Origin of the sequence: Salipiger sp. HF18, from assembly GCF_011806505.1 — a bacterium.
Lineage (GTDB): Bacteria > Pseudomonadota > Alphaproteobacteria > Rhodobacterales > Rhodobacteraceae > Salipiger > Salipiger thiooxidans.
Window position 1 is genome coordinate 1 of the sequence record NZ_JAATOS010000064.1, and the last position, 15,112, is coordinate 15,112.

Annotated in this window: 16 protein-coding genes and 1 pseudogene; 7 read left to right on the top strand and 10 right to left on the bottom strand. The window is 67.7% G+C overall.

What is annotated here, in order from left to right:
- Positions 1-427: 427 nt before the first annotated feature.
- Positions 428-1,783: an ammonium transporter gene (locus HC022_RS08575; protein WP_167452137.1), complete on the top strand. Its 1,356-nt coding sequence runs from the start codon at positions 428-430 to the stop codon at positions 1,781-1,783.
- 15 nt (positions 1,784-1,798) lie between these two features.
- Positions 1,799-1,963 carry a hypothetical protein gene (locus HC022_RS08580; RefSeq protein WP_008885732.1) on the top strand — a complete coding sequence of 55 codons (165 nt, stop codon included), beginning with the start codon at positions 1,799-1,801 and terminating at the stop codon, positions 1,961-1,963.
- Positions 1,964-2,136: 173 nt separating this feature from the next.
- On the opposite strand, the gene HC022_RS08585 is transcribed toward HC022_RS08580, so the two are convergent.
- Positions 2,137-2,841 (bottom strand): Crp/Fnr family transcriptional regulator, encoded by a 705-nt coding sequence (locus HC022_RS08585; RefSeq protein WP_167452138.1) that lies wholly within the window; start codon positions 2,839-2,841, stop codon positions 2,137-2,139.
- Positions 2,842-3,209: 368 nt separating this feature from the next.
- Between HC022_RS08585 and fabI the strand changes: the two genes are divergently transcribed.
- The 3 genes from fabI to HC022_RS08600 all read left to right on the top strand — a co-directional run bounded on the left by fabI (position 3,210) and on the right by HC022_RS08600 (position 6,018).
- Positions 3,210-3,974 (top strand): enoyl-ACP reductase FabI, encoded by a 765-nt coding sequence (fabI, locus tag HC022_RS08590; RefSeq protein ID WP_089957215.1) that lies wholly within the window; start codon positions 3,210-3,212, stop codon positions 3,972-3,974.
- 36 nt (positions 3,975-4,010) lie between these two features.
- The gene (locus HC022_RS08595) at positions 4,011-5,204 is read left to right on the top strand and encodes an acetate/propionate family kinase (protein WP_167452139.1); all 1,194 of its coding nucleotides are present in this window, start codon (positions 4,011-4,013) and stop codon (positions 5,202-5,204) included.
- 367 nt (positions 5,205-5,571) lie between these two features.
- The gene (locus tag HC022_RS08600) at positions 5,572-6,018 is read left to right on the top strand and encodes a DUF4177 domain-containing protein (protein WP_167452140.1); all 447 of its coding nucleotides are present in this window, start codon (positions 5,572-5,574) and stop codon (positions 6,016-6,018) included.
- Positions 6,019-6,075: 57 nt separating this feature from the next.
- Here HC022_RS08600 and HC022_RS08605 read toward each other — a convergent pair whose 3' ends face one another.
- The gene (locus HC022_RS08605; RefSeq protein WP_008883641.1) at positions 6,076-6,333 is read right to left on the bottom strand and encodes a BolA family transcriptional regulator; all 258 of its coding nucleotides are present in this window, start codon (positions 6,331-6,333) and stop codon (positions 6,076-6,078) included.
- A 74-nt stretch (positions 6,334-6,407) separates the two neighbouring features.
- Between HC022_RS08605 and HC022_RS08610 the strand changes: the two genes are divergently transcribed.
- Positions 6,408-7,034, top strand: coding sequence for a J domain-containing protein (locus HC022_RS08610; protein ID WP_008884256.1), 627 nt, complete (start codon positions 6,408-6,410; stop codon positions 7,032-7,034).
- A gap of 506 nt (positions 7,035-7,540) precedes the next feature.
- Here the strand turns inward: HC022_RS08610 and msrB are convergent.
- From msrB to HC022_RS08625, 3 genes are all read right to left on the bottom strand, one after another.
- Positions 7,541-8,005, bottom strand: coding sequence for a peptide-methionine (R)-S-oxide reductase MsrB (msrB, locus tag HC022_RS08615; protein WP_167452141.1), 465 nt, complete (start codon positions 8,003-8,005; stop codon positions 7,541-7,543).
- 166 nt (positions 8,006-8,171) lie between these two features.
- A complete protein-coding gene (locus tag HC022_RS08620) occupies positions 8,172-8,726 on the bottom strand; it encodes a fasciclin domain-containing protein (RefSeq protein WP_167452142.1) in 555 nt (184 codons plus the stop codon).
- A gap of 426 nt (positions 8,727-9,152) precedes the next feature.
- The gene (locus tag HC022_RS08625; RefSeq protein ID WP_167452143.1) at positions 9,153-10,328 is read right to left on the bottom strand and encodes an alpha-D-ribose 1-methylphosphonate 5-triphosphate diphosphatase; all 1,176 of its coding nucleotides are present in this window, start codon (positions 10,326-10,328) and stop codon (positions 9,153-9,155) included.
- Between the two features lie 44 nt (positions 10,329-10,372).
- Between HC022_RS08625 and HC022_RS08630 the strand changes: the two genes are divergently transcribed.
- A complete protein-coding gene (locus tag HC022_RS08630; RefSeq protein WP_167452144.1) occupies positions 10,373-11,068 on the top strand; it encodes a DUF1045 domain-containing protein in 696 nt (231 codons plus the stop codon).
- Here the strand turns inward: HC022_RS08630 and phnN are convergent.
- The 5 genes and pseudogenes from phnN to HC022_RS08655 form a co-directional block, all read right to left on the bottom strand.
- Complete coding sequence (phnN, locus tag HC022_RS08635; RefSeq protein ID WP_167452145.1) at positions 11,050-11,592, bottom strand: phosphonate metabolism protein/1,5-bisphosphokinase (PRPP-forming) PhnN; 543 nt, start codon at positions 11,590-11,592, stop codon at positions 11,050-11,052. The two genes, HC022_RS08630 and phnN, sit on opposite strands and share 19 nt — an antisense overlap.
- Positions 11,589-12,272 carry a phosphonate C-P lyase system protein PhnL gene (gene phnL, locus HC022_RS08640; protein ID WP_089957197.1) on the bottom strand — a complete coding sequence of 228 codons (684 nt, stop codon included), beginning with the start codon at positions 12,270-12,272 and terminating at the stop codon, positions 11,589-11,591. The genes phnN and phnL overlap by 4 nt, the downstream gene beginning before the upstream one ends.
- A 64-nt stretch (positions 12,273-12,336) precedes the next feature.
- Positions 12,337-13,101, bottom strand: a pseudogene (gene phnK / locus HC022_RS08645) (phosphonate C-P lyase system protein PhnK).
- Complete coding sequence (locus HC022_RS08650) at positions 13,098-13,976, bottom strand: alpha-D-ribose 1-methylphosphonate 5-phosphate C-P-lyase PhnJ (RefSeq protein WP_167452146.1); 879 nt, start codon at positions 13,974-13,976, stop codon at positions 13,098-13,100. Before HC022_RS08650 ends, phnK begins: the two are co-directional and overlap by 4 nt.
- Positions 13,973-15,058 carry a carbon-phosphorus lyase complex subunit PhnI gene (locus tag HC022_RS08655; protein ID WP_167452147.1) on the bottom strand — a complete coding sequence of 362 codons (1,086 nt, stop codon included), beginning with the start codon at positions 15,056-15,058 and terminating at the stop codon, positions 13,973-13,975. Before HC022_RS08655 ends, HC022_RS08650 begins: the two co-directional genes overlap by 4 nt.
- Positions 15,059-15,112: the final 54 nt, after the last annotated feature.

Sequence of the window (15,112 nt, forward strand, 5' to 3'; positions counted from 1 at the left end):
GAAACGAATTAGCGGTAGAGATATGCGATGCCGAGCCGTCGATCTTCGCGCGCACCGCTTTGATCTTCTCGTCGCGGCCCGGTTCCTCGACGGAGCTTTCGATATCCATGACGTCCATCCCTGCAATTTTTTCTTTGCCCGGGAAAATTTAGCCCGAGCGACTCGGGTCCTGTGTGTAGGGAGACATTACTGAGGGGAAAGATATATTCGCTCGGGTGGAATCGCCTGCTCAATCAGCGAGCGCTGTTTTCATTTCGCACGGGTTTAAGGCAGACGCCGCGCGAACTTGCCCTGCATGGGACAAAAACGATTATCGCCCGGCCTCCGCCAACCGGCGCAGTTTGCCGCAACGCAGGCTTAATCAAGCTGAGGCGCAGGGGCATCTCAAGCCCTGAACAATAACATCCGCAATGGGGAACAGAGGACAATGGAACAGGAACTCGCCGCCCTGACGGAACGGCTGGCCGCTCTCGAGAGCGCCTCCGCGATGTCAGGCACGATCAACTCTGAAATCTTTTACTGGTGGTGTACCGCGCTGATGATCGCCATTCACGCAGGCTTCCTGGCCTACGAGATGGGCGCGAGCCGCGTGAAGAACGTGCTGGCCTCGGGGATCAAGAACATCCTCGCCTTCGCCTTCATGGTGCCGACCTTCTACTTCTTCGGCTGGTACATCTACCTGTCGTTCTACAACGGCTTCCTGCCGGCCGAGGACGCCTCGGGCTGGCCGTGGGAAATGTCCATGGGCCCGAACCTCGCGGACAACGCGACGGGCATCTTCTGGGCCGCCTTCACGCTCTTTGCCGCAACCACGGCCTCGATCTTCTCGGGCGCGGTGATCGAGCGCATCCAGACCGCGGGCTTCCTGATCCTCGCCATCCTGCTGGGCTCCGTCGTCTGGATCCTCGGCGGCGCATGGGGCTGGCACCCGACCGGCTGGCTCACCGTCAAGTTCGGCTACCATGACGTGGGCGCCGCCGGCGTCGTACACATGGTCGCGGGCTTCTTCGCGCTCGGCGTGCTGCTGAACCTCGGCCCGCGGGTCGGCAAGTTCAACGCCGACGGTTCCGCCAACGCGATCCTCGCGCACAACATCCCCTTCACCATCACCGGCCTGATGCTGATCATCGTGGGCTTCTTCGGCTTCCTCGGCGGCTGCATCATCTACATGCCCGGTGAGCAGTGGATCAACATCTACGGCCAGCCGACCACGCTGTCCGCCTTTGCCTTCAACACCCTGATGGGCATGGCCGGCGGCATCATCGGCGCCTGGGTCAAGACCCGCGATCCGTTCTGGATGATGTCCGGCGCGCTGATCGGCATCTTCGCCGCGGCCTCAGGCCTCGACGTCTACTACCCGCCGGTGGCCTTCGTGCTCGGCACGTTCGGCGGCTTCGTGGTCCCGATGGTTGCCGTCTGGCTCGAGAAGATGGGCATCGACGACGCCGTGGGCGCTTTCCCGGTGCACGGCATCGGCGGCCTGATCGGCGTGATCTCCTGCGGCATCTTCGCCGCCGGCTACCCCAACGTGGACGGCATGCCGCCGGTCTCCCTCTGGGGCCAGATCGTGGGTGCGGTGACCATGGCGTTGCTGGGCTTCGTGCCGGGCTATGTCGCTTCCTTCGTTCTGAAGGTGCTGGGCCTGCTCCGCGTGCCCGACCACATCCAGGAAAAGGGCCTCGACATCGTCAAGGTGCCGGTTGCCGCCTACCCCGAGAACTTCATTCCCGGCCCGGTGAACACCGCCACCCCCGCCGGCGCCTCAGCGGCTGCGGCCGAGTAAGAAAGGACTTTACGGATGAACACCTCTCCGATCGAAACATGGGAAGGGGCCGAGGCCTACTTCACCTTCGCGGACAAGCCCGCGATCATGATGCTGTTCCTGCTGCTCTCCGTGGCGATCACCTTCGGGACCATCGTCATCGCCGCGCTGCACGAGAAGCACGCCTACAACAATCACTGACGTCCCTTGCTCCGGTGATGAAGGAAGGGGGCGGGCCTTGCGGCTCGCCCCCTTTCACATGGCTCTCCGGTCGTGGCTGCAGCCTGCTGGCCGCAAGCGGTGGGTCGCCTCCCTCGGCAGGCATGCCATCGCCTTCCCCACGGCAGCGCATGCCGTCCGGCCCCGCCGCCCAGCTACTGCCCTGCCAGCGCGAAACTGCGCAGTGCCTCGGCGTCGCGCAGGCCGATGCAGCCGTAACCGAGCTGCACCCATCCCTCGTTCGCGAAGCGCTTGAGCACCGCGTTCGCCGTATGGCGCGAGACATTGGCCATCTCGCTCAGTTCGGCCTGGGTCACGGTGCAGGGCGTCGGGCCGTCGATCTCCGAGCCGGTGTCGCTCTCGAGCAACCGCAGCAGCACCGAGGCCAGCCGCAGGTCGGCCTTGCGGATCAGCAGGTCCGCAATCGTCCGCGTCATCAGCAGCTGGTTGTACTCCGACAGCGACAGGAACTGCCGCTGTCCGTCCGGCACCCGGCGCATCACCCGGTCGATCGCCGGCAGCGACACGGTCAGGATGCGCGACGGCTCCATCGCCTTGAAGGCAAGGTAGCGCGGTATGTCCGCGATCATCGGCCCCTGCCCGAACCACGCCCCCGGACGGAAGATGTGGCCGAGGATGACCCCGGCCCCGTCGCTCGACGCATAGACCCCGAAACTGCCCTCGATCACGCAGTAGATGCCGCCCGGACCGTCGCCGATGTGGTGGGTGTATTCCCCCTCTTCGAAGCGCTGCACGTGGACTTCCTCGCGCAGGGCCTGCCGGAATTCCGGCGTGCGTGTCGCAAGCCAGCCGCTCTCGGCGATGCGCCAGATCCGCTCGGGTCTCGTTTCGTCCTTCATCTCTTTCCGCCGTGTCACAATTCGTTTTAGAATGTCGGATTTTGAACAATTTCGCCCAGAATCTTCACTAGAGGGACACTGGGGCGGATGATCCTTGATCATCGTAACTGGTATCCATGTTTCCCCGTGTCTGCCCCGGGGGCTGCGCGCCGATCCGGAAGGCGTGCAGCCCCATTTACCTCTGCCTGCAACGGGATGGAACCCATCCCTGCCGCTCGCGGCCCTGCCCGATCCTGCACCCTAGGCGATGAAAAGCCGGTCACCCCGCGCGCCGGGCTGATATGCCGCAATGCAGAAACTTCACAGGAATGACCTAGTGACCAAGCTGGAACCGGTCGCACCGGATCACGAATCAGCGGAGGTTTGAGATGTTCTCACTGGAAGGCCGCAAGGCGCTCGTCGTCGGCATCGCGAACGAGCATTCGATCGCCTGGGGCTGCGCCAAGGCGCTGCGGGCGCAGGGGGCCGAGATCGCGGTCACCTATCTCAACGAGAAGGCCGAACCCCATGTCCGCCCGCTCGCCGAGGAGCTCGGCGCCGAGATCGTGCTGCCGCTCGACGTCGGCCGCGAGGGCGCGCTCGAGGCGGTGTTCGACGAGATCGGCAGCCGCTGGGGCCGGCTCGACACGCTGCTGCATTCCATCGCCTTCGCGCCGCGCGACGACCTGCATGGCCGGGTGATCGACTGCTCGGCCGAGGGCTTCAAGATGGCGATGGACGTCTCGGTGCATTCCTTCCTCCGCATGATCCGCCTCGCCGAGCCGCTGATGCACGAGGGCGGCACCTGCCTCACCGTGTCGTTCTTCGGCTCGGTCCGGGTGGTCCGCGACTACAACATGATGGGCCCGGTGAAGGCCGCGCTGGAAAGCGCCGTGCGCTATGCCGCGGCCGAGCTCGGCGACAAGGGCATCTCGGTGCACGCGCTGTCGCCCGGGCCTCTCAAGACCCGCGCCGCCAGCGGTATCAGCCATTTCGACGAGATGCTGAACGCCGCCGCCGGGCGCGCGCCCATGCACGTGCTGGCCTCGATCGAGGACGTGGGCGCCATGGCCGCCTTCCTCGCCTCGGACGAGGCGCGCAACCTCACCGGCGGCGTTCACGACATCGACGGCGGCTATTCCATCACCGCCTGAGCCCGCCGCAAGCGACACCAAAGCAAGAGCCTTCCCATGACCAAGACCCCCGTCGCCCTGACCCTCAATGCCGGATCCTCCTCGCTGAAGTTCGGCCTCTTCGCCATCGAGAGCACGCCTGTCGAAATGGCGGTGGGGCTCATCGAGTCGATCGGCAAGACGCCGCGCCTGAAGGCAAGCTTCGGGCCCGGCATGTCGCCGCTCGCCCGCGACCTGACCCCGGCCGAGGCCGCCGACCACCGCTCGGCGCTGGCGACGGCGCTCTCGGTACTGCGGGCGCATTTCCCCGACGCCAGGGCCAGCGCCGTCGGGCACCGGGTCGTGCACGGCGGCCCGAGCTACGACCGGCCGATGGTGCTCACCCCCGAGGTCATGGCCGAGCTGCAGCGGCTGTCGCCCTTCGCGCCGATCCACCAGCCGCACAATCTCGCGGGGATCGCGGCCGCGATGGAGGCCTTTCCCGACGCGCTGCAGGTGGCCTGTTTCGACACCGCCTTCCACCGCACCCATCCCAAGGTGAACGACGTCTTCGCCCTGCCCCGCGAGTATTACGACAAGGGCGTGCGCCGCTACGGCTTCCACGGGCTCAGCTACGACTACATCTCGGGCGAACTGAAGCGCATCGCGCCGCTGATCCACGACGGCCGGGTGATCGTCGCCCACCTCGGCAACGGCGCCTCGATGTGCGGCATGATCGGCGGGCGCTCGGTGGCCTCGACCATGGGCTTCACCGCGCTCGACGGGCTGCCCATGGGCACCCGCACCGGACAGATCGACCCGGGCGTGATCTTCTACATGGTCCAGCAGGAGGGAAAGAGCATCGACGAGGTGCGCGAGCTCTTCTACTCGCGCTCGGGCCTGCTCGGGCTCTCGGGGCTCAGCAATGACATGCGCGCGCTCGAGGCCGCGGGCACCGTCGAGGCCAACGAGGCCATCGACTATTTCGTCTTCCGCATCCGACGCGAACTGGGCGGTCTGGCGGCGGCGCTCGGCGGGCTTGACGCGCTGGTCTTCTGCGGCGGCATCGGGGAGAACTCGCGCCTGATCCGTGAGCGCGTCTGCGAGGGCATGGGCTGGATCGGGCTCGAGCTCGACCGCGAGCGCAACGGCCGCAATGACACCGTGATCTCGACCGACATGAGCCGTGCCCGCATCATGGCCGTGCCCACCAACGAAGAGCTGGTGATCGCCCGCGCCGCGAAGAAATTTCTCGAATCGGCAAGCACTTGATGCGCGGGCGACACGTTCTGTTTACCGAAGGTAAGGAATCCATGACTCCTTCTGACGTCGGGTAAATGTTACCAAATTATTACCGGGTCCGTGAGACGCTCGGCTCCGCCTCCAGTATTGATCGGAGGTGGATCAGATTGGATTGTAACGCGTAAAGCTGCAAAGCCATTTTGACGTCGGGGGACGGTGCCGTGAGCCGTCCTCCGACACCCCCTGGCCCGCTCCTGGCCACGCTCTCGTTTCCCCCTTGTCGCCCCTTGCCTTCAGGCCGCATCCCCCCCATATCGCCAAGCCGTGCCGCATGCCGCGGGGTGACGCAGCCAGGGCGCGCTGATAGGGTGCGCTCGCGCCAGCAAGAAGGTCTCCGATGCAGAACTATGAATACAAGGTCCTCCCCGCCCCTGCGAAGGGCGAGAAGTCGAAGGGCCTCAAGAACGCTGAAACCCGCTTCGCCTACGCAATCGAACGGCTGATGAACGACATGGCGGCGGAGGGCTGGGAATACCAGCGGGCCGAGACCCTGCCGAGCGAGGAACGCAGCGGCCTGACCTCGAGCCAGACCGTCTGGCGCAACCTTCTGGTGTTCCGCCGGCCGCGTCCCTCGGCAGAGACGGCGCTGGACGACAGCGGCCTCGAGCGCCGTCGCCTGACCTCGGCGGCAGACCTTGCGCGCACGAACGCGCCCGAGGAGGCCGAACCCGAGGCCCCAGAAGAGGCGCCCCGTCCGGAGCCCGTCGCCGAGACGGAAGCAGAGACCGAGACCGGGCGCCCCGAGGACGACGACCGTCAGCCCGAGCGCGCCACCACCAGCTGACGCACCGCAGAGGTCAGAGGTCACGGAAAACGCCCGGACCGGCGGCCGGGCGTCATTTCAGGCGTCGAGATCCAGCGACAGCGCGTGAATAGCGCCGGTCAGATCCGCGCCGAGCGCCTTGTGCACGGCCCGGTGCCGCGCCACGCGGCTGAGCCCCTCCATCGCGGGCGCACGCATCTTGACGTGGAAATGGCTCTCGCCCCCACCGTCGTGACCCGCGTGCCCCGCATGGCGATCGCTGTCGTTTCGCACTTGCAATTCCGATGGCGAGAAAGCCTCGCGCAACCGTGTCTCGATTTCCGCCGACCGTGACAAATTTCGCCTCCTGACCTCTTCCAGTTACCTGAGGATTGTCTAAACTCCCTCGTCCGAGTCGAAAAGGTGAGACCATGAGCAGACCTGATCCCTTCGGTTTCGACATGTCCGTCAAGTCGTCGAAGAAGAAGAATCCACGCGGCAGACGCGGCATGACGGGCGAACAGGAGACCTCCACCCGCGTGTGCGAGCACGAAGGCTGCAACGAGCCCGGCAAGTTCCGCGCCCCCAAGGCACCGGACGTGCTGGATGAATTCCTGTGGTTCTGCAAGGAACACGTGCGCGAATACAATGCGAAATGGAGCTTCTTCGACGGCAAGACCGAAGCCGAGATGAACGCCCAGCAGAGCGCCGACAAGGTGTGGGAGCGCAAGACCAAGGATTACCGTGACCCCGAGGCCCGTGCATGGGCGCGTCTCGGCATCGAGGACCCGCATCAGGTGCTTGGCGACAACGCCACCCGCAACCCCGGGCGCAGCGCCCCGGGCGGCGGGCGCAAGCTGCCGCCGACCGAGAAGCGCGCGCTCGAGATCCTCGACATGGAGCGGGCCGAGACCAAGGCCGACGTGCGCAAGGCCTACAAGGCGCTGATCAAGGTGCTGCACCCGGACATGAACGGCGGCGACCGCAGCCAGGAAGAGCAGCTTCAAGAGGTGGTCTGGGCTTGGGACCAGATCAAGGACAGCCGGAACTTCAAGTAGAACTTACATGCGGTGCGCCCCGTCGTGCGCCGCATTCCGCCCCGCCGGGCCCTGAGGGGCCGCGGCCGCGCGGCCAGCGTCCCGTGTCCTGGTCAGATGGACCGGCGGGAGGACAACTCAACGCACAGGCGAATCCCTTTCCGGTTGTCGGGTGAAAACTCCTCGACTGCCGCATGCGCAAATCTTCGCCAAAGGCTCGCGCGATGCTGTGGAAATGCCTTTTCCGCGGGCCGCTTCCGGGCCTCTCGCTCTGATTGAGAGCTAATTTTCATAAGCGCGCCAAAGGTGATAGACACACTCGTTCAGGTTGTGCTAGCCTGGGTGTTCCCGGACCACCCTGCACCGGGCACTCACGGACCGACGAGGCCTGTGCGCCAATCCCCTGGGCGCACAGGCCGACCCCTCCCCCCGAATGCGTTAGACTGTCGCGGATGTCCGTTTCGTCGGGATTTGCGCCCTGCGCATGTCACGCGGTGTCACGGGACCGATGCCGGATCAGGGCCGGATCAGGCCGGGCGAAATGTCAGCGAAACCCCGTTGATGCAGTGGCGCTTGCCGGTGGGCTGCGGCCCGTCGTCGAAGATGTGCCCGAGGTGCGAGCCGCAGCGGCGGCAGTGGCACTCGGTCCGGGTCATGAAGAACGACCGGTCGGCCTTGGTCTCGACCGCATCGGGCAGCGCCTGCCAGAACGACGGCCAGCCGGTGCCGCTGTCGAACTTGGTCTTCGAGGGATAGAGAGGCAGATCACACCCCTTGCACAGGAAGGTGCCCGCGCGCTTCTCGTCGTTGAGCGGCGAGGTGAAGGCGCGCTCGGTGCCCTCCTCGCGCATCACCTTGTATTCCAGATCGCTCAGCATCGCGCGCCACTCTGAGTCGCTGCGAGAGATCTCGAAACGCTCCGCGGCAAGCGCGGCATCGGTTCCAAGGCCAAGCGCGGCGGCCGTGTTGGCAAGAAATCCTCTGCGGGTCATGGTTCCCCTCCCTTCTCTTACGGAAATGTTGCGCCCCCGGCCGGGTTTCGTCCAGCCGGGGACAGCGCACGTCTGCGCGAGAGCCCTGTAACAAGGGGACGACGAGGGCAGCTTGCAGACATGCGCAGCGTCGCCCGGCGATGTCGCGAGCCGGGCGTCGCTGGAATTACATCGCAGGCAACAGCACCCGGTCGATGACGTGAATGACCCCGTTCGATTGCTTGACGTCCGCAATCGTGACAGTGGCCGTGCGCCCCTGCTCGTCCGTCAGGGTGATCTCGTCGCCGTCCATCTTGGCCTGCAAGGTGCAGCCGCCCACGGTCGGGACAGGGTGCATCCCGCCGTCATCGGCAATCATCCCGGCGATGGCATCGGACATCGCGCTCGTCGCGACCACGTGGCAGGTGAGGATCTTGGCGAGCTGCGCCTTGTTCTCGTCCATCATCAGCTGGCTCAGGCTCTCGTCCGAGATCATGTCGAAGGCCGCGTCGGTCGGAGCGAAGACGGTGAAGGGGCCTTCGCCGTTCAGGGTGTCAACAAGTCCGGCCTGCTTCACCGCCGCCACAAGGGTTTCGTGGTCCGCCGAGTTCACGGCGTTCTCCACGATGGTCTTGTCGGGATACATCGCGGCGCCCCCGACCATCGGGTTGTCGGCCGCGAAGGCCGGGGCCGAGATTGCAACGATTGCGGTGGCGAGAAGCGTGCTCTTGAGATGGATCATGATTTCCTCCGTGTTCATGCCGTCCGACCTCCTCTTGGCCGGATCTGCACGTAGCCACGAAGGCGCAGCGTCCCTTGTTTCAAAGCATCGGTCACAGCTCCGTGAGGACCTGGCGGTCGCTATGCCTCCGTGCATGCCCCCGCGCCGCGCCGTTCCTGGTGACGAGCGTTCGGCCCCAAGCCGCCTTGGGGCCGAACGGCCGCGCCGAAAGGACCGCCGCCGGACCGGAGCCCCGCCGGGATTGCCTGAAGCCGCAATTCCTGTCTGCGGTCCCGCTGGTCGCGGCACCACCGCGCGACTTGGTCCGGGCAGGGACGACCGCGGGGGGGGGCTTCAAGAAAACGCCACCCGTGGGACCAGCTTGCCGTTCGACACGGTCAGGCAACTTCGAAGAAGGCCGGCCTGGCGGTCCCTCCCCGCCCTGCGTCAGCCCACCTGCCGGCCGTGGCTCCAGACGCCGCGGATCACCGGCACGCCGTCGATATGCGCGACGCGCACCATGTCGGCGAGCAGCCCTTCGGCGATCACGCCCCGATCCTCGAGCCCCGTGGCCCGCGCCGGGGTCGCCGTCACCGTCGCTACCGCGCGCGGCAGGTCGTCCCAGAGATCCGCCAGCAGGAAGGCCGAGGTGATCAGCGCCGAGGGCACGTAATCCGACGACAGGATGTCCAGAAGCCCCTTCTCGGCCAGCTCCGCCGCCGCCACGTTGCCCGAGTGCGAGCCGCCCCGGATCAGGTTCGGCGCCCCCATCATCACCGCGATGCCGTGGTCATGGCAGGCCTGCGCGGCCTCGACCGTGGTCGGGAACTCTGCCAGCCGCACGCCGTGCCCGGCGCTCACCACCACGTGCTCGCGCACCGTGTCGTCGTGGCTCGCCAGAACCGCGCCCAGCCGCTGCGCCGCGGCCACGGCGCCGGCCTCGTGCGCCTCGCCCAGCCGCGCGTGGATCGCCGTCAGCCCGGCGACGTGGTCGGCGAACTCCGCCTCGTTCATGCCGTGCTTGCCGCAGACGTAGTCCTTGAGTTTCGCGAGGTCGCGGAACTGCCGCTGCCCCGGCGTGTGGTCCATGATCGAGAGGATCCCCACCCGGTCTTCGGCGCCGAACTCCCCGAGCTCGTCGAGCAGCGTCTCGGAACAGACCTCGGCCCGCAGGTGCAGGAAGTGGCTGATCCGCAGCATCCCCTTCGAGCGCGCCTGCATCAGCTCGCTCGCCAGCGGCCGCGCGTACTTGCGGTAATCCGTGCGCCCGCCCGAGATCACCGAGCCCACCCGCATGGCGTCGAACACCGTGGTGATGCCGACCGAGGCCAGCTCGCCGTCATGCGCCTGGATCGCCGCCGCGTGCGGCCAGTCGACCTTGGGCCGCGGCTGGATGTGACGCTCGAGATTGTCGGTGTGCAGCTCTATCAGCCCGGGGATCAGCAGATCGCCCCCGAGATCCAGCGCCCCCGGCGGCACGCCCGCGCCCGCGTCGACCGCCATGATCCGCCCCTCGCGCACCCGCACGCTGCCCCGCACCACCTCGTCGCGCAGCACGACCCGCGCATTCGCCAGCACCGTCTCGCCCGTGGCCTGGATGTGGCCCACGCTCATCTCGCCCATGCTCTGCCCTTTCCTGTGTCATCGTTCCGTGACATGACCGGCCTATGGCTGCCGACATGCAAGAGTTTACCCGTTTCGCGATCTACTACGCCCCCGAGCCGGGGGCGCTGGCCGATTTCACCGCGGCCTGGCTCGGCTGGGACGCCGCGACCGGCACGGCCTGCCCGCACCCCGAAGTCCCGGGGCTGCCGCGACCCGTCGCCGAGATCACCACGACGCCGCGCAAGTACGGCTTTCACGGCACGCTGAAGCCGCCCTTCCGCCTGACCGGCAGCCGCGCCGCGCTCGAGAGCGACCTCGCGGCGCTGGCGGCCCGGCTGGCGCCCGCCGAGATGCCCGGCCTCGCGCTCTCGCGCCTCGGGAGCTTCCTCGCGCTGACCCCGCAGGGCGACACCGCGCCCCTGTCCCGGCTCGCAGCCGAGGTGGTGCGCGGGCTCGACGCCCATCGCGCCCCCGCCTCCGAGGCCGAACTCGAACGCCGCCGCAAGGCGCGCCTGAGCCCCGCGCAGGAAGAGAACCTGCTGCGCTGGGGCTATCCTTACGTGATGGATGCGTTCCGCTTCCACCTGACCCTCAGCGGCCGCCTCGCGCCCAACGAGCTGGAGTCGGTAGCGCAGGCGCTCGAACCGGTGCTCGCGCCGCTCCTGCCCACGCCCTTCCGCGTGGCCGAGCTCTGCCTCTTCGGCGAGGACGATGCCGGTCGCTTCCACCTGCTGCACCGCTACGCCCTCGCCGGCTGAAGCGCCGCCAGCATCTGCGCCACGGCCTCCTCGAGCGCGCCGGAATTGTCGATCTCGGTGACCCGGAGCCCACCCGGCAGCGGATAGCCCGCACGGGTCAGCCGCGCCGCGATGTCGCCTGCGCTCTCGCGGCCACGCGCCGCCAACCGCCCGGCCAGCACCTCGGGCCGCGCGGTGACGTGCAGCACCCGCATCCCGGGGAAGCGCTCGGCGGCATCGGGCAGCACCGCCCGCGACAGGTTGCAGAGCATCAGCCGCCCCGCCGCGAGATCGCTCTCGACCGAGACCGGCACGCCGTAGCCCAGCCCATGCGCGCGCCAGTGCAGCGCAAAGCCTCCCGCCGCTACCCGTGCGGCGAAGTCCTCCTCGGTGACGCCCTCGAAGGCCTCGCCACCGGCACTCGACGGCCGGGTGATGACCCGGCGCACCAGCCGCACCTCCGGGCGCTGCGCCGCCACCGCCTCCATCAGCGTGTCCTTGCCGGCGCCCGAGGGACCGACCACGGCGAAGAGACCGCCGGTCATGCGGCGAGCCCGGGCGCAAAGGCGCTCACGTCGATCTCTCGGTCGCAGACCGCCTCGCGCGCCGCCGCGTCGTGGAAGATGCCCACGATCGCCGCGCCGCGCGCCTTGGCCTCGGAAATGAGCTCCAGCACCACCGCCCGGTTGGTGGCGTCAAGCGAGGCCGTCGGCTCGTCGAGCAGCATCGCCGGAAACGCATGCGCAAAGCCCCGCGCGATGTTCACCCGCTGCTGCTCGCCCCCCGAGAAGGTGGTGGGCGACAGCGACCACAGCCGCTCGGGCACGTTGAGCCGGGCCAGCAAGCCCCGCGCCCGCGCCTCCGCCACCTCATGCGCGCCGCCTGCCGCCAGCACCGGCTCGGCCACCACGTCGAGCGTCGGCACCCGCGGCACCACGCGCAGGAACTGGCTCACGTAGCCCAGCACCTCGCGCCGCATCCGCAGGATCTCGCGCGGCTCGGCCCGCGCCACGTCGAGCCCGCCCACGACGATGCGCCCGGCGTTGCAGAGGTAGTTGCCGTAGATCATCCGCATCAGCGTCGACTTGCCGGCGCCGGAGTTGCCCACCAGCGCCACGCATTCCCCGGGCCGCACGCTCAGCGCCGCCCCGGCCATCACCGGGATCACCGCGCTGCCCTGGTTGTGCAGCACGAAACTCTTCGAGACATCGGCCAGCTCTATCATCTTCATCTTGCCCCTAAACTCTCGGGGGGTGCGGGGGGCAGACAGCCCCCCGCGGTCCCGCCCGTCAAACCTGCAGAACGCTCGAGACGAGCAGCTGCGTGTAGCCATGCTGCGGATCGTCCAGCACCTGGTCGGTGAGGCCGGTCTCCACCACGTGGCCCGATTTCATCACCATCAGCCGGTCCGCCAGCTACCGCACCACCGCAAGGTCGTGGGTGACGATGATGGCCGACAGCCCCATCTCGCGTACCAGCCCGCGCAGCAGGTCCAGCAGCCGCGCCTGCACGCTCACATCGAGCCCGCCGGTGGGCTCGTCCATGAACACCAGCCGCGGCCCGGTCACGAGGTTGCGCGCGATCTGCAGCCGCTGCTGCATGCCACCCGAAAAGGCCCGCGGGCGGTCGTCGACCCGGTCCTCTGCGATCTCCACCCGGCCCAGCCAGTCCACCGCCTGCGCCCGGATGTCGCCGTAGTGACGCGCGCCCACGGCCATCAGCCGCTCGCCCACGTTGGCGCCCGCGCTCACCCCCATGCGCAGCCCGTCGCGCGCGTTCTGGTGCACGAAGGCCCAGTCGGTGCGCATCCGCCGCGCCGGCTCGGACATGGTGACCGTGTCCACCGGCCCGTCGCTGCGGGTGTCGAAGATCACCTGTCCCGCGTCCGGCGCCTGGTGCCCCGCGAGGCAGTTCAGCAGCGTCGACTTGCCCGAGCCGCTCTCGCCCACGATACCCATGACCTCGCCCGGCCAAAGATCGAAGCTCACATCGCCGCAGCCAAGCCGCGTTCCGTAGTGCTTGGTGAGACCCGTCACCTGCAACAAGGGCGTCATGCCGCGTCCTCCCCCGAGAGCCGTCCGCGATGCCCCTCGGCCCGCCGACCGGCGCAGAAATCCGTGTCCGAACAGACGAACATCCGTCCGCCCGCGTCGTCGACGATCACCTCGTCGAGATAGCTGGCGCCGCAGCCGCAGAGATCGCAGTCGTGATCCGCCTTGCTGGCCTCGAACGGGTGGTCCTCGAAATCGAGGCATACCACCTGCGTATAGGGCGGCACCGCGTAGATGCGCTGCTCGCGCCCGGCCCCGAAGAGCTGGATCGCGGCGCTATCGAGCCGCGGGTTATCGAACTTGGGGATCGGCGAGGGATCCATCACGTAGCGCCCCTCGACCTTCACCGGGTAGGCGTAGGCGGTCGAGATCGCACCGTTGTGGGCGATGTCCTCGTAGAGCTTCACGTACATGAGCCCGTATTCCTCGAGCGCGTGCATCTTGCGGGTCTCGGTCTCACGTGGCTCGAGAAACCGCAGCGGCTCCGGGATCGGCACCTGGTAGACGAGGATCTGGCCCTCGGTCAGCGGCGCCTCGGGGATGCGGTGGCGGGTCTGGATGATCGTCGACTCCGTGGTGTGCTCGGTCGTCTCCACCCCTGCCGTGCGCTCGAAGAACTTGCGGATCGAGACCGCGTTGGTGGTGTCGTCCGCGCCCTGGTCGATGACCTTGAGCCGGTCCTCCGGGGTGAGGCAGGCGGCGGTCACCTGCACGCCGCCGGTGCCCCAGCCATAAGGCATCGGCATCTCGCGCGAGGCAAACGGCACCTGGTAGCCCGGGATCGCCAGCGCCTTGAGCAGCGCGCGGCGGATCATCCGCTTGGTCTGCTCGTCGAGATAGGCAAAGTTATAGGCCGGATCGTGCTGCATCGCGGTCATTCCGCAGCCTCCTTCATCGCGCCCAGGGCGCCTTTCCGCATCTTGCGCACCAGTTCAAGTTCCGACTGGAAGTCCACGTAATGCGGGAGTTTTATGTGCTCGAGGAAGCCCGTCGCCTGGATGTTGTCCGAATGCGCCAGCACGAATTCCTCGTCCTGCGCCGGGGCACCGACGTTCTCCTCGCCAAGCTCTTCCCAGCGCAGCGCCCGGTCGACCAGCGCCATGGCGATGGCCTTGCGCTCGGTCTGGCCGAAGACCAGCCCGTAGCCCCGTGTGAACTGGGGCGGTTCAGTCTTGGAGCCGGCGAACTGGTTCACCGTCTCGCATTCGGTCAGGACCACCTCGCCGATGCAGATGTCGAAGCCCAGCTCGGGGATCTCCATCTCGACCTCGACCGCCCCGATGCGCAGCTCGCCCACGAAGGGGTGGTTGCGCCCGTAGCCGCGCTGGGTGGAATAGGCCATGCCAAGCACGAAGCCCTCGTCGCCGCGGGTCAGCGCCTGCAGCCGCAGGGCGCGGTTGGCGGGGTATTCCATCGGCTGGCGGGTCATGTCGGGCGGCGTGTCCTCGCTTCGAACTTCGTGCTGTATCAGCCCGTCCTTGTTCAGGAATTCCGTGATCCGCGGCACCTCGGGCGCCAGCGGCTCGGCCTCGCGCGCACTCGGCGTCCCGGCCTCGGCCGCCAGTTTGAAATCGAGCAGACGGTGGGTGTAGTCGAAGGTCGGGCCCAGCACCTGCCCACCGGGCGCGTCCTTGAAGGTCGCGCTGATGCGGCGGTCGCAGCGCATGGCGCCGGTGTCGACGGCGCGCGAATGGCCGATGCGCGGCAGGGTCGTGCGATAGGCGCGGATCAGGAAGATCGCCTCGATCAGGTCGCCGCGCGCCTGCTTGATCGCGAGCGCCGCGAGATCGGGATCGTAGAGCGAGCCCTCGGCCATCACCCGGTTCACCGCGAGGCTCATCTGCTCGCGGATCTGCGCGAGCGACAGCTCGGGCACCGACGTATCGCCGCGCCGCTCCTCGGCCAGCCACTCGTGCGCCGCGTCGATCGCGCGCTCGCCGCCTTTCACTGCAACATACATCAGCCGGCCTCCACAACACTGGTCCGGGGCAGCGCCGCGAGGCGGTCGCCGCAG